Source organism: Hyunsoonleella sp. J2K-J805, from assembly GCF_057167125.1.
On sequence record NZ_CM169901.1, the window covers coordinates 2,288,253 to 2,310,711 of the forward strand.

Annotated in this window: 23 protein-coding genes; 7 read left to right on the forward strand and 16 right to left on the reverse strand. The window is 35.2% G+C overall.

The window, feature by feature from the left end; translation table 11 throughout:
- Positions 1-89 precede the first annotated feature (89 nt).
- The 3 genes from AC1B0Z_RS10175 (at position 90) to AC1B0Z_RS10185 (ending at position 1,613) form a co-directional block, all read left to right on the forward strand.
- Positions 90-671 (forward strand): MarC family protein, encoded by a 582-nt coding sequence (locus AC1B0Z_RS10175; protein WP_483791879.1) that lies wholly within the window; start codon positions 90-92, stop codon positions 669-671.
- Positions 672-686: 15 nt separating this feature from the next.
- Positions 687-890 (forward strand): hypothetical protein, encoded by a 204-nt coding sequence (locus tag AC1B0Z_RS10180; RefSeq protein ID WP_483791880.1) that lies wholly within the window; start codon positions 687-689, stop codon positions 888-890.
- Between the two features lie 114 nt (positions 891-1,004).
- Entirely contained in the window at positions 1,005-1,613 is a 609-nt protein-coding gene (locus AC1B0Z_RS10185) for an NAD(P)-binding domain-containing protein (RefSeq protein WP_483795288.1), read from the forward strand.
- A 33-nt stretch (positions 1,614-1,646) separates the two neighbouring features.
- Here the strand turns inward: AC1B0Z_RS10185 and AC1B0Z_RS10190 are convergent, their stop codons facing one another.
- From AC1B0Z_RS10190 to AC1B0Z_RS10200, 3 genes are all read right to left on the reverse strand, one after another.
- Positions 1,647-3,236, reverse strand: a complete 1,590-nt coding sequence (locus AC1B0Z_RS10190) for a S41 family peptidase (RefSeq protein ID WP_483791881.1) — start codon at positions 3,234-3,236, stop codon at positions 1,647-1,649.
- On the reverse strand, positions 3,236-3,667 hold the full coding sequence (locus tag AC1B0Z_RS10195; protein ID WP_483791882.1) for a deoxycytidylate deaminase: 432 nt from the start codon (positions 3,665-3,667) through the stop codon (positions 3,236-3,238). Before AC1B0Z_RS10195 ends, AC1B0Z_RS10190 begins: the two co-directional genes overlap by 1 nt.
- A gap of 237 nt (positions 3,668-3,904) precedes the next feature.
- Positions 3,905-4,501, reverse strand: coding sequence for a HupE/UreJ family protein (locus AC1B0Z_RS10200; protein WP_483791883.1), 597 nt, complete (start codon positions 4,499-4,501; stop codon positions 3,905-3,907).
- A gap of 89 nt (positions 4,502-4,590) precedes the next feature.
- On the opposite strand from AC1B0Z_RS10200, the gene AC1B0Z_RS10205 reads away from it, so the two are divergent.
- A complete protein-coding gene (locus tag AC1B0Z_RS10205) occupies positions 4,591-5,109 on the forward strand; it encodes a hypothetical protein (RefSeq protein ID WP_483791884.1) in 519 nt (172 codons plus the stop codon).
- Between the two features lie 81 nt (positions 5,110-5,190).
- Here the strand turns inward: AC1B0Z_RS10205 and AC1B0Z_RS10210 are convergent, their stop codons facing one another.
- The 3 genes from AC1B0Z_RS10210 to AC1B0Z_RS10220 form a co-directional block, all read right to left on the reverse strand.
- The gene (locus tag AC1B0Z_RS10210; protein ID WP_483791885.1) at positions 5,191-5,904 is read right to left on the reverse strand and encodes a hypothetical protein; all 714 of its coding nucleotides are present in this window, start codon (positions 5,902-5,904) and stop codon (positions 5,191-5,193) included.
- An 86-nt stretch (positions 5,905-5,990) separates the two neighbouring features.
- Positions 5,991-6,467 (reverse strand): hypothetical protein, encoded by a 477-nt coding sequence (locus tag AC1B0Z_RS10215; RefSeq protein WP_483791886.1) that lies wholly within the window; start codon positions 6,465-6,467, stop codon positions 5,991-5,993.
- Between the two features lie 83 nt (positions 6,468-6,550).
- Positions 6,551-8,839 (reverse strand): M28 family peptidase, encoded by a 2,289-nt coding sequence (locus AC1B0Z_RS10220; RefSeq protein ID WP_483791887.1) that lies wholly within the window; start codon positions 8,837-8,839, stop codon positions 6,551-6,553.
- A 121-nt stretch (positions 8,840-8,960) separates the two neighbouring features.
- Here AC1B0Z_RS10220 and AC1B0Z_RS10225 point away from each other — a divergent pair, with 121 nt between their 5' ends.
- The gene (locus AC1B0Z_RS10225; protein WP_483791888.1) at positions 8,961-9,428 is read left to right on the forward strand and encodes a CBS domain-containing protein; all 468 of its coding nucleotides are present in this window, start codon (positions 8,961-8,963) and stop codon (positions 9,426-9,428) included.
- Between the two features lie 2 nt (positions 9,429-9,430).
- Here AC1B0Z_RS10225 and AC1B0Z_RS10230 read toward each other — a convergent pair whose 3' ends face one another.
- The 4 genes from AC1B0Z_RS10230 to AC1B0Z_RS10245 are packed head-to-tail and all read right to left on the reverse strand — an operon-like array spanning position 9,431 to position 11,644.
- Positions 9,431-10,126 carry a hypothetical protein gene (locus AC1B0Z_RS10230; protein WP_483791889.1) on the reverse strand — a complete coding sequence of 232 codons (696 nt, stop codon included), beginning with the start codon at positions 10,124-10,126 and terminating at the stop codon, positions 9,431-9,433.
- Between the two features lie 58 nt (positions 10,127-10,184).
- Positions 10,185-10,535, reverse strand: coding sequence for a hypothetical protein (locus AC1B0Z_RS10235; RefSeq protein WP_130964940.1), 351 nt, complete (start codon positions 10,533-10,535; stop codon positions 10,185-10,187).
- Positions 10,536-10,567: 32 nt separating this feature from the next.
- Positions 10,568-11,101: a GNAT family N-acetyltransferase gene (locus tag AC1B0Z_RS10240; protein WP_483791890.1), complete on the reverse strand. Its 534-nt coding sequence runs from the start codon at positions 11,099-11,101 to the stop codon at positions 10,568-10,570.
- A 12-nt stretch (positions 11,102-11,113) separates the two neighbouring features.
- A complete protein-coding gene (locus AC1B0Z_RS10245; protein WP_483791891.1) occupies positions 11,114-11,644 on the reverse strand; it encodes a DinB family protein in 531 nt (176 codons plus the stop codon).
- Between the two features lie 201 nt (positions 11,645-11,845).
- Between AC1B0Z_RS10245 and AC1B0Z_RS10250 the strand changes: the two genes are divergently transcribed.
- The gene (locus tag AC1B0Z_RS10250) at positions 11,846-12,178 is read left to right on the forward strand and encodes a single-stranded DNA-binding protein (protein ID WP_483791892.1); all 333 of its coding nucleotides are present in this window, start codon (positions 11,846-11,848) and stop codon (positions 12,176-12,178) included.
- A gap of 71 nt (positions 12,179-12,249) precedes the next feature.
- On the opposite strand, the gene nadB is transcribed toward AC1B0Z_RS10250, so the two are convergent.
- On the reverse strand, positions 12,250-13,818 hold the full coding sequence (nadB, locus tag AC1B0Z_RS10255) for an L-aspartate oxidase (RefSeq protein WP_483791893.1): 1,569 nt from the start codon (positions 13,816-13,818) through the stop codon (positions 12,250-12,252).
- A 3-nt stretch (positions 13,819-13,821) separates the two neighbouring features.
- Positions 13,822-14,748 carry a quinolinate synthase NadA gene (gene nadA, locus AC1B0Z_RS10260; protein WP_483791894.1) on the reverse strand — a complete coding sequence of 309 codons (927 nt, stop codon included), beginning with the start codon at positions 14,746-14,748 and terminating at the stop codon, positions 13,822-13,824.
- 437 nt (positions 14,749-15,185) lie between these two features.
- Between nadA and AC1B0Z_RS10265 the strand changes: the two genes are divergently transcribed.
- The gene (locus AC1B0Z_RS10265) at positions 15,186-17,777 is read left to right on the forward strand and encodes a phosphoenolpyruvate carboxylase (protein ID WP_483791895.1); all 2,592 of its coding nucleotides are present in this window, start codon (positions 15,186-15,188) and stop codon (positions 17,775-17,777) included.
- 305 nt (positions 17,778-18,082) lie between these two features.
- Here the strand turns inward: AC1B0Z_RS10265 and AC1B0Z_RS10270 are convergent, their stop codons facing one another.
- The 4 genes from AC1B0Z_RS10270 to AC1B0Z_RS10285 all read right to left on the reverse strand — a co-directional run bounded on the left by AC1B0Z_RS10270 (position 18,083) and on the right by AC1B0Z_RS10285 (position 22,316).
- On the reverse strand, positions 18,083-19,321 hold the full coding sequence (locus AC1B0Z_RS10270) for an ammonium transporter (RefSeq protein WP_483791896.1): 1,239 nt from the start codon (positions 19,319-19,321) through the stop codon (positions 18,083-18,085).
- Between the two features lie 25 nt (positions 19,322-19,346).
- Positions 19,347-19,697 (reverse strand): P-II family nitrogen regulator, encoded by a 351-nt coding sequence (locus AC1B0Z_RS10275; protein WP_483791897.1) that lies wholly within the window; start codon positions 19,695-19,697, stop codon positions 19,347-19,349.
- Between the two features lie 218 nt (positions 19,698-19,915).
- On the reverse strand, positions 19,916-21,199 hold the full coding sequence (locus tag AC1B0Z_RS10280) for an ammonium transporter (RefSeq protein ID WP_483791898.1): 1,284 nt from the start codon (positions 21,197-21,199) through the stop codon (positions 19,916-19,918).
- A 103-nt stretch (positions 21,200-21,302) separates the two neighbouring features.
- Positions 21,303-22,316, reverse strand: a complete 1,014-nt coding sequence (locus AC1B0Z_RS10285) for an outer membrane beta-barrel protein (RefSeq protein ID WP_483791899.1) — start codon at positions 22,314-22,316, stop codon at positions 21,303-21,305.
- Positions 22,317-22,459: the final 143 nt, after the last annotated feature.

The window sequence follows — 22,459 nt, forward strand, 5'->3', positions numbered from 1 at the left end:
TGCAAAAATAACTAAACTTTACAATGTAATAAACATTGCGATTTGATAATAAATACAGACCTTTGCAAAAAATATAACTATTTGAAGTAATGCAACTTAATTTTAAAGAAATTTTTACAGCCTTTATGGTGCTATTTGCTGTAATTGATATTATTGGCAACATACCGATAGTAATTGATTTGCGTAAAAAAGTAGGCCATATCCAAAGTGGAAAAGCATCTTTAATTGCGGGTTGCATCATGATACTTTTCTTGTTTCTTGGAAAAAGTATTTTGAATTTAATTGGCATTGATGTGAATTCATTTGCCGTGGCAGGTGCCTTTATTTTGTTTTTTATTGCCTTAGAAATGATTTTGGGCATTACACTATATAAACAAGAAGAGACCAACCCTATGACAGCGTCTATTTTCCCGTTAGCGTTCCCATTAATGGCTGGACCTGGAAGTTTAACCACCTTGTTATCGTTGCGTGCTGAATTTGAAGTAAAGAATATTATCATTGCTATAATTCTAAATGTCATTTTTATCTTTATCGTGCTAAAAACATCATCTAAAATTGAACGCTTTTTAGGCGCAAATGGCATTAATATCGTTAGAAAGGTGTTTGGCGTTATATTACTTGCCATTGCTGTGAAACTATTTGCCCAAAACATAAAAGCATTATTTGTGTAATTAAAACCGTTACTAGTGAAATATTTTGCATACACCATTATAGTTTTAGCCGTTGCGTTAGGTGTTTATAATTCTACAAAACTAAACTTTGATGCACTTTTTGAAGGCGAAAGTATCGTCGGGTTGATTACGATTTTGGCATCATTGTGTGCCATTGTTTTGATGTTGATTTTATTAACATCGAAACGTATTGAAGAAAAAGTAAAACACCGTAAATAAAGAATTTCTATTTTATTTAAAAGTTAAATTCTTTATTTTAGATTCTCGTCTTCGCGGGAATGACAACCTTAATGAACATACCGAGGCTTTGACTCAATGAATAATTTTTTTAATATGTATGATGTTTTAATCATAGGCGGTGGTGCAGCAGGTATGTCTTGTACTTTGGTACTGGGTTCTGCAAAAAACAAAGCGTTTGCGAAAGATAAAACCGTTGGCATCATCACACACCAAAAATCTTCACATTTGCAAACCGCGTTGTTTAATAATGTATTGGGATTAGTACCCGGAACTACTGGTGCATCCATTTTAGAAAGTGGCAAGCAACAACTTGCTGAATTATACCCGCATGTTAATCAGATTGAAAAAGAAAAGGTTCTTGAAGTTTCTAAAGTAGATAATACTTTTGAAGTACGCACCAACAAAAACACTTATGAATCTAAAATTGTGGTCATCGCTGTAGGCTATACAAACTTGATGCGCATTAAAGGTTTAGAAAAATATATTGAACCACACCCAAGGGCTCAAATTGAAAAAGACCGAATTTGGCTAAAAAATATAGATCATTTAATTGAAGAAAATCTTTATGTCGCTGGCACTTTAGCAGGATGGCGCAGTCAGTTTTCTATAGCATCTGGAAGCGGAGCACATGTGGCTACTGATATTTTAACACTTTGGAATGACGGAAAGCACACTAAGGTACATGATAAGATTTCAGAATGATGTTTTATTGAGACTGAGACTGTAAACTAAAAATTATTCCCCCTTACTCAACCGTATCACCTCTTCAATCATAATATCGCGTTGATTGATAACTTCCTCAAAAGCACCATCACCAAAAAGTTGGTCGGCAATGGTGGCCTTTAGGTATAGCTTTACCTCTTCATGATACGCCACAAATGTAATATTAGAACCCGTTCTTACATTAAGATAATCCTGAAACTCAACAAGCATATCATCGGTAACCTTAAAATTGTTTATAAAATCTTCACGCGTATAACCATCAAAGGCTTTTCGGTCTTTTTCTAAAGTTTCAAAAGTGTAATATCCAAAGACGCCTCTACGTTTTAGATAGGTTAATGTTTCGTTGTTCATAGATTTATCTACAGGCACAAACACATCAGGAATAATACCGCCACCACCATAAACCACTTTGCCTTTTGGAGTAGTGAATTTTAAAGAATCGGCAACTTCAATCTTAGTGTCATCAGAGAGCTCTCCGTTTTCAATACGCTTGTAGTAATCCTCATAGTATTCACGGTTGCCTTTATCATACGGACGTTGAATAGAGCGACCCGTAGGTGTATAATACCTCGACACCGTTAAACGTACCGCACTGCCATCACCTAAATCCATTTCACGCTGTACCAAACCTTTTCCATAGGAGCGACGCCCCACAATAGTACCTTTATCATTGTCCTGCAAAGCACCTGCAACAATTTCGCTTGCCGAAGCAGAGTTTTCGTCTATCAAAACAAACACTTGGCCTGTTTCAAATTCTCCCTTGCTGGTAGCGTAGCTTTTTTCAATATCACCACGCTTGTTTTTGGTAAATAAAATGAGTTTATCATCCTCTAAAAATTCATCCAAAATCAGTTCGGTAATATCCAATCGTCCTCCAGGATTGTCTCTTAAGTCTAATGCTACTTTGTTGGCTCCTTGTGCTATCAGTTTATCCAATCCGTCTTTAAACTCCTTATACGTAGATTCTGCAAATTTGTTTATCTTGATGTATCCCAAACTATCGGTTAGCATATAAGACGCATCTACGCTTTTAATTGGTATTTTGCTACGTTTTACTTTAAACGTCAATAGTTCTGGCTCACCTCTTCTATACACTTTCAACTCTACTTTAGAATTCAGAGGGCCTTTCAATTTTTTTACCAATTCTCCATCCTTTAAAGCATCGCCTATTAAGGTATCAGCATCAGCCATCACAATGCGGTCACCGCTTTTTATACCGGCTTTTGCACTTGGCCCGTTTTCAATAGGACGTATCACTGCTATTGTATCCTTATAGGTGTAGAAACTAACGCCTATACCCACAAAATTACCGCGCATTTCTTCAGCAACGCGCTCCATATCATCCCTAGGAATATAAACCGAATGCGGATCTAGGTTTTCCAAAATACCGTTTACCGTTACATCTACAATGCTATCGGTATTAATATCATCCACATAATCATATTCTATATAATCTATAAGCCTATTCAGTTTGTCTTTTTTGCTATTAGCCGTAAACAAACGGTCTGGCGCATCACTAAAGTTTAGCTTTCCTCCAACAAAAATGCCAATAGCTATGGCAACTCCCAGTATCAAAGGCAAATATTTTTTATGAAAATGCATTATACTTCTAAATCTTCTATTAACTGTAAATCTATACCAGCGCGTTTTAAAAAACTCAACCCAGAATCATCTTTATAGGCCTTGTTATACACCACCCTAACAATTCCTGCTTGATGAATCAGCTTACTACACTCTTTACATGGCGAAAGTGTGATATATAAAGTAGCTCCTTTGCACGATTGGGTAGAGGCCGCCACTTTTAAAATAGCGTTTGCCTCGGCGTGCAACACATACCATTTGGTGTAGCCCTCATCATCTTCACAAAAATTCTCAAAACCCGTTGGCGTACCGTTGTAACCATCAGAAATTATCATTCTATCCTTCACAATAATCGCACCAACTTGTTTGCGTTTACAATACGATAACTTTCCCCATTCCTGCGCAATCCGCAAATAAGCCTTATCGTATTTTAGTTGTTTTTCCTCCTGCATTAATTTTTATTTTAGGCGCCTGCCTGCCGGCAGGCAGGTTCCCCTCGATGAAACCTATGAATGATTAAAACTAATTTCGTTCTCAGGTCGGGCTTTCCGTTATATCTTTTTACTATTTGGTTGCTGAGGTTCTCGAAGCACAATCCCTAAAACAAAGGTCTATAACGAAAATAGCATGTTCATATTTTAATTACTAATCTACGGGCGTTAAAGTTTTTACAAAACTGGTTATTTTGCTCAGGCCTTACTCAAAAAATCACTGTCCATCAACATCGGAATCACCAAACCAATGACAATAGATGAAATAACCATAATCCAATCACGTTTTGAAAATCTAAAAATGGTCTGCACCAAATACCCAACAAACAATACTACAAATACAATGATTACCTGGGCTATCTCAATGCCCAAAGCAAACTCTAAAAGTAATGCCAACTTACTGTCTGATTCTCCCAAAAGCATTTGGAACTCTCTTGCAAATCCCAAACCATGTATCAATCCAAAAAATAGAGTGGTAATAAAGAGCAAACCCACCCGTTCCTTTTGAGCGCCTTTTCCAGCCGTAAACACATTATAAAGCGCAGCAATAAGTATAGTAACAGGAATTAAAAACTCCACCAGTGCACCGTCCACAGTTACCACATTGTAGGCTGCCAATACTAAAGAGAGTGTATGGCCTAAAGTAAACATAGAGACCAATAATAGCACACGCTTCCAATCTTTAAAAAGATAAGGAATAGCAAGTATCATCAAAAATAAAACATGATCGTAACCGTTAATATCAAGTACATGCTTGATACCGTAATTTACATTGAAAAGAAAATTATCGAACATTTTAACTAGATTTTAGGGTTCGTCAAATATACGATTAATCAAAACATAAATCTATCTTTGCAACGGTAGCATAATTTTTTAAACAGCATATGACGTTAAGGGTATTAACCATTTTGAGTTTTTGTTTTGTTGTAACGGCTTGCAACAATGAGCCTCAACAAAACGCAGAAATTGCAACTGACAACAGCAGCAGTGTAATTACAGAAGCCGATATTGCAAAATTAAAATACATAGAGTTTAGCCCAGATCCGAAAGTTGAAAGTTTAATTGAACCTTGGCAGCCTTATGAGCAACTTCAAACCGCAATTCAAAATATTAAAAAAGCCAACTTCTCTTTTTTCAAAGACAATGAAAAGGCTGTTTTTGAATTGGTAAAAGAACTTCGCGAAACGATTCCAGATACACTTAAAACACAATCTGTGTTATCGAGAATAACCATTGTGGAAAACATGCTGTACAAACTGGACGACACCCAAGCGATGCACACCACAACAAAACCTGAGCTAGCAGAGGCCATCAAGAGTTTATTGGTATCCTACTCCAACTTAAATTTTCAACTGAATAAAAAAATTGAGAAAGACGGACAGCGCATCGTGCGTCCTAACTAAAGCTCATGCAATTTCATTCATAAAAACAAAAAAAGGATATCTTTCGATATCCTTTAATTAATTGTATTTTTTTAAAATGGCTTACTGTTTTGGTTGAGCCGCTTGCGCTTGCATCATTTGCTTTTGCCTCAACATTTCGTTCTTGGTAAGGTTTATCAAATTAAAATTAGGCGATGCCTTTAAAGTATCGTCTAAAATATCAACCGCTGCATCAATGTTGTTTTCTCTGTCTTGCTGAAATAACTGTAAGGCTTTTAGATACATAAATGCACTTTTAAGCTCTACTTGATATGGCGTTTGCTTTTCATAATATGCATGCTTCATATCTGGTTTTGCATTAGCCAAACCATAGTTAATATGCTTCAATGCTTCATCCAATTTTTGAACCTGTAAATTAAGCTCTGCTAATTCATAAGCTAAGGCAGGACTTGGGTTCCTCTTAAACATTTCATCAAAATGCACCAAAGCACGCTCTGGCTGCTTTATAGCCTTTAATGACATAGCTTTTACCTCAACTGCAATATTAGAATCATCAACTTTAGGGTCAATTCCAATAGTGTTTAAAGCTTGCATGTATTGCCCTTCACTCATGTAAATGTACGCCAGTGTGTCTTTTCTAGCTTCAGAAGGCGCTAAAATATTTAAATGGGTCATTGCATTTATTATCCCCTGCACATCACCTTGCGCACGCATTTGCTTTCCGTAAGCCTCAAAATGCTTAATCAATTCAGCGTTACTTTGCGCACCCATTTGAAGTGTCATCGCAAACAACGCTACCAACATAATTCGTTTCATTATCATTTAATTTAATTTGATGCCCAAAACTATAAAAAATTGGGACTTAATCTCTTAAAAGTTTATTAATTGTTGCAAGTATGTTTTTAAAAGTTCATACACAGCCCAATTCCACTTCTGTTCCCAACAATTTTAAACCTAGGTTTAAATTGGCTATAAGCTCTGGGGTTTAAAGATGCGTTATATAATTCAACAGCTGATTTTGTATTTTTATTCACTCTGGAAGAAATGGGAATAGCAATAGCTACAAGTCCTGCGCCAATACCTGCCAAAGCCCAATTTGCATCACCCCCGCCCATGGCAGTTCCAATAGGCCAGCCGATGAGTCCCCCGCCTGCAAAACCAATAATTGAAGCCAGTGTATTGTTAGACTGTGCTTTTTTAATAAGCTCAAATGCCTCTTGATTGGAGGCCATGGTTTTTACCAAATCCCTCATCGACAAAAGATTTCCATCTTGAGTGTATTTATAACCTCCAAAGACTTTTTCTGTTTCAATTTTTTGAGCGTTGCCAAATGTTACCAGTGATAAAATGAAAGTGAACGTTAGAATTGATTTTTTCATTTTCTAGGTTTGTTTTTATTCAGAATATTAAATGATTTTTATTATTAGTAATGGGGTTTTTCATCTTTTAAACTTATGCACTACTAAGGCACAACAATCTTCTTCTTAACCACCACCGCATCATTTAGCACAAAAGGTTTGGGTATCATTCTTGGATAGCGGTCTGGAATATCAAACATTTCATGCTCCATTAAATCATAGGAGGCTTCGTAAAGCAAAAACTCCGTGCTTTGCTCCTTAGGAACTGTAATTTGAAGTTCTAAAGGTTCATTTTTAGAAATATAGTACCTGAAGAGTCTGTTACTTTTGCGTTTGTTAAAAACAGTACCATCTTCATCTACTTTTACATCCATTCCATTTATTTTTACTTTGTAAAACACATAGCTAGTATCTGCAAAAAACTCCATGCGTTGTAATTCACGCAGGGGTGTAACACAAATATCTACAGTTTTAAACGCACCAACCACAGTATCATTAGCAATTTCAATAATTGGTTGTGGAATGGGTTTAACTTCGGTGGTCTTAGCAAACTGTATTTTGGTATTATACTTACTGCTAAACACAATACCAGAGGTGTCCTTAGAGGTTTTGCTGAAAAAATGAGCCGTCCAATCGTCCAATATCTTATCGTAAGTCATCCATTTTGCGGAATTGTTGTCAGCATCCAAAACATACATTAAACTATTGGGTTTTGGTCTTTCTCTATTAAAATCAGATTTAAAATGTGCACTTACCAAATAATACAAGCCAAACAATAAAAAGAGATAACCCCAACGTTTTTTATGTCTGAAAAACGCGAAAACAGAAACTAAGAGCCCAAACATCAAAACCGTCAATACTGTTGACGCCACCATCATTTTTAGTCCTAAGCCTACGGGAAACATTTGTACCATTGGCGAAAATATAAACAACGCAGGAAAACCTAGCAAAGTAAGCATCACCATGTTTGGTTTTTTTCTTCTTAACAGCATGAAGAAACTTAACAATCCAAAATATACTGGAATAATAAAAAAACTAGCGCCCTTTAATTCAAAAGCAATAATACCTGAAATTATAAGCCAAAAAAACAAAGGTGCCACCATTAAACTTGTAGCATTTTCCGGCTTATACACTTTGCTGTAAAATAATAAGCATAAGGCTAAGGTTATGCAAACAAAAGCAGCAATATAGCCATGACCATTATAGGTAAACCCATGTAACATCTCACCGTATTCCGGATAAAGCAGCAGCAATAGTTTCCATCCAAAAATACCTAAAACCACACAAGCTATTAATGCACTAAAAAATGCAGCAAACCCTTTACCAATAGGTTTCAACTCAATTTTACGTTTATTAAGCCCGTAAAAGACCAATAGTGCAAAAACTAAAACGGCTAAAATAAAAAGTGGTAAAATCCATGAGAATGGATAAGTTATCATTTTTAAAAACGGCACATTAAAATATACAAGATCATCAATGCTTTTTAGTTCATCTAAATTTACCCCGCTAAAATAATTTAGCATAGCCATAAGATAAGTACCTTGATGTTCTAACGTGTTTCTATCCAACCTATCATACGTATCCAATGCTGTATGGTAATCAAAATGATCGTCTATAAATGCAAAGTTGAAACCATCTATATCAGCATCTTCCCTAAATCTAGTTAAATCGGTATCATTGGGTAGTAGTTTATAAATACTGTAAAACAACGAGTTTCCTAGAGGAAATTCGGGATTTGCATTTACAAAGCCATTAATTAAATTAGCATTTCCTTTATTGGTTTCAACTAGCATAACGCTTGGTCCGCCGCTTCCTCTTGCTTCAAAATTTACCGCTAGCCCTACATCTTTAGCCCATGGATGTTTATTCACAAAAATATCTGCGCCATTAAGCCCCAGCTCTTCACCATCTGTAATTAAAACAATAATGTCATTTTTTGGTGTTTTATTTGTGCTTAAAAAAGCACGCAACCCTTCTAGAATAGTCACTACTCCAGAACCCGCATCACTAGCGCCATAGGAAGAATGTGGATGACTATCATAATGCGTCAAAAGCAACAAAGCCTTGCCCTCACCATTACCTTTAATCCGACCTAAAATATTTGTTGGTTTTGAAAAATTTCCCCATTTCCCAATGGCGTAACCCGTTTGTAATTGGGTTTCAACATCTAAATCCTGCAGAGCCTGAACAATATAATTTTGCACCTCTTGATGTGCTTCGCTACCTAGGAAATGTGGTTTTTCTGAAATTTCTTTAAGATGCACAAGCGCACGTTGGGTTGAAAACTGAGCATTTGGCGCATCCATACTAGAAATTTCACTTGGGATAATGGCCGAAAAACTCCAGTAAACAGCAAGCAATATCAAAATAATTGCAATCGCTTTTCTTATCATAACCTTGGTTTAAGTAGTTTTAAAAATACACAATTATTATTTCTAGATAAAGAGAGAATTATAGTTTCTAGGAAAACTAATTTTTTTTATCTATATTTAAGTTTAACAAAATTTGAATATTATGGGCATTAAAAGTTTTCAAGGGTCGAGAAGACAACAATCAGCAGCAGCGGACAACACACCACTAAAAGTGAGTGACTATATGACGAGAAATTTGATAACCTTTACTCCAGATCAGTCTATTGAAAGCGTAATGCAAGCTTTAATTAAAAATAGAATTTCCGGAGGCCCCGTGGTTAACGAGAAACAGGAGTTAATCGGTATTATTTCAGAAGGAGACTGCATCAAGCAAATAAGCGAGAGTCGTTACTACAATATGCCAATGCAAGACCAAACCATAGAAAAACACATGGTGGGCAATGTTGAAACTATAGACGGTAATATGAATATATTTGACGCCGCAAAGAAATTTTTAGAAGCAAAGCGTCGTCGTTTCCCAATAGTTGAAAACGGCAAGTTGGTAGGGCAAATAAGTCAAAAAGATGTTCTAAAAGCTGCTATGAAACTAAAGGGACAAACTTGGAAGTAGGTTTATAAACGTTCTCTTTTTTGAAGTCTTGCTTCGGGCAAATCGGTAATTATTAACTTTTGTTCTTTTGAACTCTCTAAAGTTGCAATTTTTGAATAGCTGTAGCCATCAATAGTCATGTCTACTGCCTTCCATTTCGCTATACCCCCCACGGTTGCCGTTTCGCCAACTTCCAGTATGCGCTCTGTGTAACGTAGTCGTTTATTAAATCCTAAAATATTTCTACTATTAATATTATAGACTTGTAATAAATTTTGAAATTCTGCTGTTGGTGCATTAAAAAAACCTGAGGACACATGTTCATCCTCCACTAAATACATTTCAAAATTTAATGGATTTGTTTGCGGTTTTATCATGGCTACTTCTCCTTTTTGCTCAATAAAAAAGTCTTGTATGTTTTTGTCATCTACTAGTGTTTTCCAATAGGAGTTTTTTCCTCGCTTTTTTCGCTGCTGAATCTTAAACTCGTAAGCCACACATTTTCGTTTACTAAATGGCGCAACAAATGGCTCATGTACATGCAACACTTTACCTGCAACTTTACTAGGTTCGTTTGTTCTAAATTGAAGGATATCCTTGCGCTTTAATTTTGAAAGGGTTCTGAGTATTTTTTGTTTTTTATTAAAGTAATATACGAGAATTCCAATCGCGATGATTATAACTACTATAACTATGAGTGCTATAATTTGTTCAGACATATAAATGGGTAAGCTGTTTGTTATATAAGTATCTTAATTTTTGAATCCGTTACACGTATTACTTTTTTCGTTTCACCAGCGCATAATAATCGCCTTCAATGGGCAAGTAGCCTTGATCGTAAACAAAATAGTATACTTTACCCGCTTTTGTTGTATAAATACTCGTGAAATAGTTAAAATCAAATCCCATTTCAACAAGTGTTGCTTTAGAGCGCGTAACTTTACCATCAGGATTGAGTCTTTCTAAAATCCTGTGGTTTTTTCGTAAACGATTATTAGTATTTCTAATAAGGTTTTTGCTGTCTTTGTTTATACGATTGTTATAGGCATTTCTGCAACCGTCGCTACAGAATTTCTTATCGATTCTACCAACAATTTTATCGCCACATTCCAAACATTGCTTTTCCATTTCTGTCAATTCTTTTTTAATTTAAAACTACCTTATTCAGGTTTTTCCATTTTATACCAGCGCAATTGTAGTTGCTCAGGTTCAAAATAGAAGTCATTCAAATACGTCAACCCAATTTTTAAAAGTGCATTATGCGACACTTGATTTCCTATTTCCGTGGTGGCATAAATTCTAGAAAGCCCCATTTCATCAAATGCATAATCAACTGCTGCTTTTCCAGATTCGGTAGCATAGCCTTTTCCCCAATACTTTGGAATTAGTCTATACCCTACATCGTAATATTTAGTAAAACCATTCATATTATATTCTTGGTTAAGTCTAATTCCAGACCAGCCAATAAAAGCTCCAGACGATTTTTCAATAGCCGCCCAACGCCCAATGCCACGATCTTTATACTGATTTAAAACACTTTCTATAATTTTCTGGGATTCAGCTCTAGTTTTAACGGGTTTGTTACCCAAATATTTGTGAACTTCTGGATTGGAGTCTAATTCAAACATACCTTCTAAATCTGTCAATCGGAGTTCTCTTAAAATTAAACGTTCTGTCTCAATATGAAATTTCATTTTTTACTTATTTTACCAATCACCAGCATAATTTAATTCAATTTTTGAAGACAACTTTAAAAGGCTATGGTTGTATCTTAGTATTTGTCTGATATGCAAATAATCATGAGCCAACCAGTTTCTTAAAAACAGTTCTGCTGATAAATTCCCAAGGTGCGGATGACTCAATGAACTATCCCAATCAACATCCTTAAGTTGGTTTAACCATGCAACGGAGTTTGTACGTTCTTTTAAAAACAATTTAAGTGTTTGGTGGTAATCCTTACTTTGATAATTATGGGTTTTTACCCAACCTTCGGGGTCAATCGCCACCAAATTCTTTTCAGGATATTCCAAAGCATGTTTTACACGTGCCCTAAAATCCAAAATTTCTTCGTCTAAAAGATGGCAAACTATCTCTAAAAGATTCCACTTTTCAGGTTTTGGACGCCAATTATACTGGTAATCGGTTTTATTTTTTAAAAGATTGTCAAAAACCTCTTGATTGCTTTCTAATTGATTAATGATGTCCTGAAACCCCATATTTACTAAAATTCTTGCCAAATATACAACAAATATTATCCGTTTACAAACGACTACAAATATTTACAAACGAATTTAAATGCGTAATCACCGAATAACTTTTCAATGCTGTTACATATTTGCAGTGTCGAAACATAAGAACCTGCCTACCGACAGGCAGGCTCGATAGTATTAACTGTTAAACCCGTCTGCCGACAAAGGCAGACATTAAAATTTAAAATTATGAACGCACTTAGAAACAAAGTACAGTTGATTGGTAGATTAGGACAAGATCCTGAAATTATTAACTTCAGCAATGGCAATAAAATTGCAAAATTTTCGATTGCCACAGACGACAGCTACAAAGACAAAAGTGGCAACAAAGTAGAACGTGCTTATTGGCACAATGTAGTTGTAAAAGGCGGATTAGTAAATGTAGTTGAGAACTATATTTCTAAAGGAAAGGAAATTGCCGTAGAGGGCAAATTGACCAACAGAAGTTATGAAGATAAAAATGGTAACCAACGTTATATTACTGAGATAATTTGTAATGAATTGTTGATGCTTAGTAAATAGACCCTTTTTTTGTTCCGAAAAGGAAAGAAGGCGCTTTGAGGGAAGCGCCTTTTCTTTTTTATATCAAATAACTAACCTACAATCACTTTTATATTATCGCTATTAAAATAACCACCCTTATTTTCTTTTCGTTCTAAAGATTGATTAATAATTAAGTGGGCGACATTTATCATGTTTCTCAATTCGCATAGCGAAGTGGTTACTTTAGATTGGCGATATAAATCCTCAACTTCTGTATAAATTACATCCAAACGTTTTACTGCTCGTTTTAAACGTGTATTATTTCGAACAATACCTACATAGTCCCGCATTAATGCTTGCAGTTCCTTTAAGTTATGCTGAATTAAGACATGCTCTTTTGTGATTACCGTCCCTTCTTCATTCCATAGTGGAATATCTACATTTACAGCTTCCATTTTATGTTTTGAATGGTGCTTATAAATATTATGCGCATATACCAAAGCTTCTAATAGGGAGTTTGATGCTAGCCTGTTGGCACCATGAAGTCCAGTACGAGTACATTCACCACAGGCAAATAAGTTTTCTAGTGTTGTTTTTCCTTTTTTATTCACCTGTATCCCGCCACACAAATAATGAGCCGCAGGTACAACAGGAATCCAATCCGTTTCAATATTAATATGGTTTTCTAAACATTTTTCATAAATATTTGGGAAATGCGCTTTAAACTTATTTATATCTAAATGTGTACAATCTAAAAATACATGAGCGTCTCCAGACTTCTTAAGTTCATTATCAATACTTTGAGACACAATATCTCTTGAAGCCAATTCCGCCCTATCATCATAATCAGGCATAAACCTGTAGCCTTTTTTATTTCTTAAATAGGCACCAAACCCCCTAACGGCTTCCGAAATTAAGAAAGAAGAGCCACCTTCTACATCATATAAAGCGGTAGGATGAAACTGTACAAATTCCATGTCCTTAATCCTCGCTTTTGCACGATACGTCATTGCAATACCGTCTCCAGTAGCAATTATTGGGTTGGTTGTGTGCCCGTAAACTTTACCTATACCACCTGTAGCCAGCAGGGTACTATTTGCCTTTACCGTGAAGATATATCCTGTTTTTTGGTTGAGCACATAAGCTCCATAACACGTTTTCGGTTTTACTCCAGAGTCTTTTATATGATGATCTGTAATTAAATCAATAGCGAAGTGATAAGGTAATAATTCTATGTTTGGCAATTGGCGCACACGTGTTAACAAGGCACGTTCAATTTCGTAACCTGTGATGTCCTTATGGTGAATAATCCTGTATTCTGAATGTCCGCCTTCCTTCCCTAAACTAAAAGCCCCATCGGGGTCAGTATCAAAATTTGTACCCCATAATAATAGCTCTTCCAGTCGTTTTGGCCCTTCTTCCACTACCATTTTTACTACAGCTTCATTGCATAATCCATCTCCGGCGATTAGGGTATCTTTAATATGTTTTTTAAAAGAATCTTGGTCTTTATCTAAAACAATAGCCACGCCTCCTTGGGCATATTTGGTATTAGATTCGTCTTCGCTATCCTTGGTAACAATTACTACTTTTCTATCTGGAAATTCTTCAGCAATTTTAACGGCAAACGTTAAGCCAGCTATTCCAGAACCAATAACCAAATAATTAGTAATTATCATAATTTATTTTGAAAGCTCAAGCATACGTTCAATAGGTAACAGTGCGCGTTCAATGATTGCTGGATCTACTTCGATTTGAGGTGATTCATTAAGCATACAATCATAAAGTTTTTGCATTGTATTCATTTTCATGAAGTGACACTCGCTACATGCACAGGTATTATCCTCTTCTGCAGGTGCAGGAACTAATTCAGTATTGGGCATTTCCTGTTGCATTTTATGAAGTATTCCAGCTTCGGTAGCCACGATAAATTTTTGATCTTGATGCTCCTTCACATAGTTAATCATTCCAGAAGTAGAACCTATATAGGTGGCTGTATCTAAAATATGGGTTTCAGATTCTGGATGTGCTATAATTTTATAATCAGGATATTTTTTGTGCAACTGAATTAATTTTTCCATAGAAAACGCTTCATGCACAATGCAACTGCCGTCCCATAGTAACATATCTCTTCCTGTTTCATTAATGATGTATCGCCCCAAATTCTTATCTGGAGCAAAAATGATTGGTGTTTCCTTTGGTATAGAGTTTACAATTTTAAGTGCGTTTGACGAGGTGCAAACAATATCACTTAATGCTTTAATTTCTGCAGAACAGTTTACGTAGGTAATCACTACGTGATCTGGATGGGCTTTGGTAAATTTCTCAAAAGCTTCTGGTGGGCAAGAATCTGCCAATGAACACCCTGCGTTTAAATCTGGCAACACTACGGTTTTTGACGGACTTAAAATTTTAGCGGTTTCGGCCATAAAATGCACACCTGCAAACACAATCATATCTGCATCCGTTTCAGCAGCTTTTTGCGACAAACCTAAACTATCACCTACATAGTCCGCAATATCCTGAATTTCGCCTACTTGGTAATAATGGGCTAAAATCACCGCATTTTTTTCTTTTTTAAGTCGGTTTATTTCCTTTACTAAGTCCATTTAGTTCTCAAATGTTTAATTACAAAAACATGGTTGGTTGGCACTACTTAAGCTTTAAAGTACAAATATCCTAATAAAAAAGATTGATAATGTTCTATTTTGAATAAAAATAAAACCGAATAAAAGACCCTTAATCTTTTGGTTAAATCATTAAGTTATTGTTAATCAAAGGCAGCAATATTTAACAAAACCCAAAACGAAAAACCCACAATTAAGACACCTTATTCTTGCTTCAAAAATTGGAGCAATCTTAAAATAGTATGAAAAACCAGTTTTCTAATGATGTTAATTAAAAAGATATCTAGTTTGTACGTTTTTTATTTAATTATTCACAACCATAATTCCTTAAATCACAAATATTGACAAAACTTTTAATGAACTGGTAGGTTACGCAATCCTTTAGTATTTTTACGATTCATTTTACTAAAGCTGAATATATGTCTGTAGAACCAAAGTTAATTCGATTTAATCAAACCGTATTGTCCAAGTATAATATATACAACAGTATATTTATGACATTGCCTTTTGATGCAGTTACAAAAACTGGTGTTTTATTGCCGTTATTTCATGAAACCTGCAAGAAAGGTTTTGAAAAAGGGGATGACCCTACTACCATTGTAGAAACTTTTTTCACTAAATATCAAGCAAGACGCAACAAGCAAAGCCAAATAAACTTATTGTTTAGGTTTATTCAATACATTGAAAGACAGGTGGTTTTATTCGATGCCATAGAGGATGCCGCTTTCCCTGTTGTAAACAATATGGATGGTGTTGGTACACTAAGAAACCTGAAAGGGTCTGCTATGTCTGAAGGAAAAATAGACGAGCTTAAAGCCTTTTTAGAAGAATTTAAGGTGCGTATTGTTTTAACAGCACACCCTACTCAGTTTTATCCTGGCTCAGTTCTTGGAATTATTACATCACTTACTAAAGCTATCAAAGAAAATGATTTGTCCGGTATAAACAATCTTTTTGGCCAACTTGGAAAAACACCGTTTTTTAAACATAAAAAACCCACACCATACGCTGAAGCAAAAAGTCTTATGTGGTACTTAGAAAATGTATTTTACAAAACATTTGGCGATATATATAACTACATCCAAACTAATATATATGCAGATGGTAAAAAGCATAACGATATTATAAATATTGGGTTTTGGCCTGGTGGTGATAGAGATGGGAACCCATTTGTTAAACCAAAAACAACTCTAAAAGTTGCAAACAAGTTAAAACGCTCCATTCTTAAAAAGTATTACGAAGATTTAAGGGCCTTAAGGAAAAAATTAACCTTTAGGGGCGTAGAGGATAAAGTAATACGTCTAGAAACTATAATGTACGAGTACAGCATAGATTTAAAAACAAAAAAGGCAATAACATTAGAAGAGTTTATCAAAGAATTGTTTGTTATTAGAAACCTTGTGGTAGAGCAACATCAATCGCTTTATGTCAATGAAATCAATAGTTTAATAAATAGAGTACATTTATTTGGCTATAGGTTTGCTACACTAGATATAAGACAAGACAGTAGAATTCATCATTCGGTATTCACTACCGTAATTGATCATTTAATTGAAAAAGGCAGTAAATCTTTCCCTAAAAATTATCATGAATTATCTGAAGCTGAACAAATTGAAATTTTATCAAAAGCCAATGATGACATTGAAGATTTAGATGTTTTTGAAGATGAGATGGTAAGAAATACGCTTAAAACCATTGCCATAATAAAGGGCATACAAGAAAGTAATGGTGAACGTGGCGCAAACCGATACATCATTAGTAACAACCAAACTGCTCTTAATGTAATGCAACTTTTCGCAATGCTTAAAATAGTTGGTTTTAAAGATGCACTTACTGTAGATGTTGCACCCCTGTTTGAAACCATTCCGGATTTAGAAAATGCACCAGGTGTTATGGAGCAATTATATCAGAATCCAGAATATATGAAGCATCTAAGAGCAAGAGGTAGCAAACAGCATATTATGCTCGGTTTCTCTGACGGGACTAAAGATGGTGGATATTTAATGGCAAACTGGGGTATTTATAAGGCTAAAGAGTTATTAACGGCAATGTCTAGAAAATATGACATCACAGCTATATTCTTTGATGGTAGAGGTGGCCCACCAGCAAGAGGTGGCGGAAAAACACACAACTTCTACTCTTCTTTAGGACCCACTATTGAAGATAAAGAAGTGCAGGTTACTATACAAGGACAAACTGTAAGTTCTAATTTTGGAACACCAGATTCTTCACAATATAATTTAGAACAATTAATAAGTTCTGGTATCAAAAATAGAATTGATGGCGAAAAAAACATGTTATCGGATGACGATAGAGATGTAATGGACGATCTTGCAAAGACGAGTTATCAAACCTATAAAGATTTCAAAAGTCATGCTATGTTTATTCCATATTTGGAACGCATGAGTACTTTAAAATATTACGCGAAAACCAATATTGGAAGTAGACCATCTAAACGAGGTACATCAGATAAGTTAGTTTTTTCTGATTTACGAGCTATCCCTTTTGTTGGATCTTGGAGCCAGTTAAAACAAAATGTTCCTGGGTTTTATGGAGTAGGTACTGCATTGAAAAAATATGAAGATGCGGGTGAATGGGATAAAGTTGTACAACTCTACAGCAATTCTAAATTCTTCAAAACCCTATTGGAAAACAGTATGATGTCCTTGACTAAATCATTTTTCGATTTGACAAAATATATGTCTAAAGACGAGGAATTTGGTGAGTTTTGGAATATAATTTTTGAAGAATACCAATCTACTAAAAAGCTACTTTTAAAACTTACGGGCTATAACGAATTAATGGAAAATGAACCTTCTGGAAAAGCGTCTATTGAAGTAAGGGAGTCTATAGTTTTACCACTACTGACCATACAGCAATATGCACTAAAGAAAATTCAAGAACTTGAAAAAGCAGGTGTTCCAGCTGATGACCCAGATAAGATTATTTATGAGAAAATTGTAACACGCTCTTTATTTGGTAATATTAATGCAAGTAGAAATTCGGCGTAAAACCAAATAACATACCAATTTAAAAACCCTAGTATACTATTTGGTAAATTAGGGTTTTCTTTTGGAACTAAAAGTAAAATTAGTCCTATGGTTATTGATAAGGTAAGATGCCTAAAGGATAATTTACAGTATTATAAAGCAACTGCCAACTAGGAGTTAATTTTAAAAATAATTACAAGCTTAAGAAAGCAGGGGGCAAAAGGACAATTAAAGACTTTTCAAATCCAAAACACATTCTAAAACTCATAAAATAAAAATGCCTCGCTATTCGCAAGGCATTTTTACACCAATTAAACTAATAAATATTAATGCTCATTCAATCTAAAATCTGGATAAGCATCCATACCGTGCTCATGAGCATCAAGCCCTTCCAATTCTTCTCTTTCAGAAACTCTTATTCCTACTGTTTTCTTCATTATAAAGAATATAATAAATGCAGAAGGCACACATATTGCAGCATAAGATAAAATTCCAACTAATTGGCTAATAAATTGATCTACACCTGCTAATGCTCCAAAGACACCAACTGCCAAAGTTCCCCAAATTCCACAGATTAAATGCACTGCGATAGCTCCAACAGGGTCATCTAACTTAATAGCATCAATAAATGCAACCGCAAATACTATAAGCGCTCCTGCAATTGCTCCAATAGCTATTGCATTTTCTGGACTCATCTGGTCTGCTCCAGCTGTAATACCAACTAAACCTCCTAATATACCATTTAAGAACATCGTTAAATCTAAATTCTTATACTTTAAAAATGATACAAAAGCCGAAACCACACCACCAGCAGCGGCAGCTAAACATGTAGTAACTAAAGTTAAAGACGTTAATTCTGGATCTGCAGACAGTACCGAACCACCATTAAAACCAAACCAGCCTAACCAAAGTATTAACACACCAGCAGTAGCTAATGGGATACTATGCCCAGGTATTGCTTGAGGTTTTCCATTTTTAAATTTGCCAATACGAGAACCTAATAACCAAACTGCTACTAAAGCAGCCCAACCACCTACGGAGTGTACCAAAGTAGAACCTGCAAAATCGTAAAATGGTGTTTCTCTCATTTGTAAAAATCCACCACCCCATTTCCATGAGCCCGCAAGTGGATATACAATACCTACGTACAATACTGTAAACATCATAAAAGGCCCTATTTTCATACGTTCGGCAACGGCTCCAGATACAATTGTAGCCGCTGTAGCAGCAAACATACCTTGGAATAGAAAGTCTGTCCACCATGTATAACCTCCATCGGCATATTCAGGTGTCATTCCATTTTCTGGAGGAGCTATCCCGAATCCTGCGAAATCAAAAAATCCAGCAGAACCATCTTCAAACCCGGGATACATCAAATTAAAACCTACCAGATAATACAATAACAAACCTATGGTGATGATGAAAATATTTTTAAATAGAATATTAATTGTATTTTTTTGTCTTGTTAACCCTATTTCTAAGAAGGCAAAACCTGTGTGCATAAAGAAAACAAGTGCTGTACAGATCATCATCCATACATTATTAGCTGTAAATACTGCGTCCATAATTAATTATTTTTTTTTAAATTATTTATTTAGATACTTTTTTTAAGGTATCTCCACCTTTTTCACCAGTTCTTATTCTGTAAGTTTCAGTGATGTCTGAAACGAAAATTTTACCGTCACCCACTTCTCCTGTCGCAGCAGACTTTAGTAATGCATCGACAGTGATCTGTTCAAAATCATCATTAACTACTATCGATAAATAACGTCTTTGAATATCACTTGTACTGTAACTTACACCTCTATATACATGTGCAGCTTTTTCGTTTCCTAAGCCTGTTACATCCCAATAAGAAAAGAAGTTAACATCAACTTGATGCAACGCTTCTTTTACCTCTCTAAATTTTGACTTTCTTATTATTGCTTCAATTTTTTTCATAATGTGTCTTGATTTTGATTAGTAAGATTCCAAAAATAGAAAATTATTTAAGTGACCAAGAATATTGCTCCACTAATAAAAAACTATTATTACTTTAATAAAAAACATATAAAAAGGGTGCTTTTTTTTTATAAAAAGCACCCTTTTTTATCAAACTAACTAAACTAAAATTCTTTAGAATAAAATCATTTTAGACTTTGTCTATATTAATTGAAATATTAGTCTTCTATTTCTCTTTGTCTTTTACCTGGATATGCTAATGCACCATGTTCAGACAAATCAAGACCTTCAATTTCTTCTTTTTCAGTAACTCTTAGACCTAAAGTTTTCTTTAATATTGTTAAGAATATCCAAGACATTACTACAGCCCATATTGCGTAAGACAATGCACCTATTAACTGTGCAAGAAATTGATCAGCACCACCGCCATTGAATAAACCAATGCCCGTATCTCCGTCAATACCCCAAAGACCTATTACAATAGTCCCCCAGAATCCTGCAACACCGTGTACTGAAAATGCACCAACAGCATCATCAATTTTAAGTTTTTGCTCAACAAATTCCATAGCAAACACAACAATGATACCTCCGATGAAACCAGCAGCTATAGCTCCAAATTCACCCATATTACCACAACCAGCAGTAATACTTACTAAACCAGCTAGTGCGCCGTTTAAAGTCATATCTAAATTTGGTTTTTTATATTTAACCCATGATAAGAAAAGGGCACCTAGAGCACCTGCAGAAGCCGCTAAGTTTGTTACAAGCACTACCATTGAAGCTCCAGTAGCATCATCACCACCCCAAGCTAATTGAGATCCACCGTTGAAACCAAACCATCCAAACCAAAGGATAAATACACCTAAGGTTGCTAATAATTTGTTATGACCTGGTATAGAAACCGCTTTACCATCAATATACTTACCTAAACGAGGCCCTACTAATGCAGCAGCAATTAATGCAGCCCATCCACCAACAGCATGTACTATTGAAGAACCTGCGAAATCGATAAATTCAGCTGGCATAATACCATCTGTATTATTCAACCATCCACCATTCCATTCCCATCCACCAGCAACTGGATAGATAAAAGCAGTCATAATTAATGAGAAAATAATGTATGTTGTATATTTTGTTCTACCAGCAATAGCTCCTGACACGATAGTTGCGGTAGTAGCACAGAAAACTGTTTGAAAGAATAAATCGGCAGGACCTTGATTAAACATGAAACCACTCCAACCTATCCATCCACTTGCAGACTCACCGTACATTAAAGAATAACCAATGAACCAGAATACTAATGAACCTACTGCGATATCCAATACGTTTTTCATCGCAATATTAACTACGTTTTTAGAACGCGTCATACCAGACTCCACCAATGTGAATCCTGCTTGCATTAAGAATACCAGAATACCAGAAATAAGCATCCATAACATTCCCATGTCGCCTTCAATAGCGGCGGTGTCTTGCATTATAAGGGGCATGTTTAATAATGACATAATATTTATTTTTAATGGTTAGTAATTAAACTGAACAAAGCGAGTTCTTTTTCATAAAGAACTCGCTCTATTCTTTATTTATGAGTTTTTCTCATTTATATATTTAGAATGTGTAGATTGCGGCTAAAGTAAATGCTGCTAAACTATCAGTTGCTAAACCGTCACTATCAACAAAATTCCCATAAAGACCTCCGTCAGCATTAGATAATGAATCCAATCTAAGTTCTGGTTTGATAATTAAGTTGTCAACAGTATAACTTCCTGTTAAAGTAAGCCCTAAAGCACTTTCATCGTTATTTGCATCCCCGTGTAATGCAAAATACTCACCTCTTAATCCTATAGAAAAATCTTCAGAGGTAGCAACTTGAGGATACAGAGCAGCTCCGTAAAAACCTGAACCATCATTGTCATTATAGGCGGCGTTTATTCCTAAATAGAAAGAATCAGACAAGTCAAAACCACCTGTATAGTCGATTTCGAATCCTAATCCTCCGTTATTGCCACTGTCATAGTATAAGTTTAAATACTGTCCAGAAACCCCTAATTGGGCACCTAAACCATATTCTCCAGTCATTGAAATATCGTTTGTATCCCATGGATTAGTAACAGCTAACATTAAGCTCACATCATCTCCAAGAGCAAAATCAGCTTTTAAACCCATATGCGAGAAAGGTCCACTAGAGAATAAATAAGAACAGCTATAATTAAAGTTCGCTGCTGGAGCAATTACTTCATATCCTAAAAATGTATTCCATCTACCAAATGTAAGTGTAGTACCTTCAGAAACATTCCAATATACATAAGCTTGGTTAACAATACCATCAACAATGTCAGTTGCAAAAGTAGCACCAGCACCTCTTGGCCCAGTAACTAAATCTACTACCACACCTGCTTTTTCTCCTTCATAACTAAGTATAACGTTAGCCATACCAAGAGCAAAACCAGATTGTCCTGCAAAGGCAGTACCAAAAGTTGGAGCATCGTTATCTGAAGCTGTTAAGTAAGTTTGGTAATAAGCATCGACACTACCTGATATAGAAAGTGTTGGCTTTTCATCTTCCTGTGCAAATACTACAGTTGCAAAAAGAAGCATTGTAAGGGTAAATAATCTTTTCATAATGTTTAAATTTTGGTTATTAATTTTTAAAATTTATTTCCTTAAGACGGGGCTAAACTATCTAAAAAAGATTTACGCCCATAAAAAAAAGGGGGTAATTAGCTTATTTTTGTCATTTTTAAAATTTTACCCCCTTTTTTTTA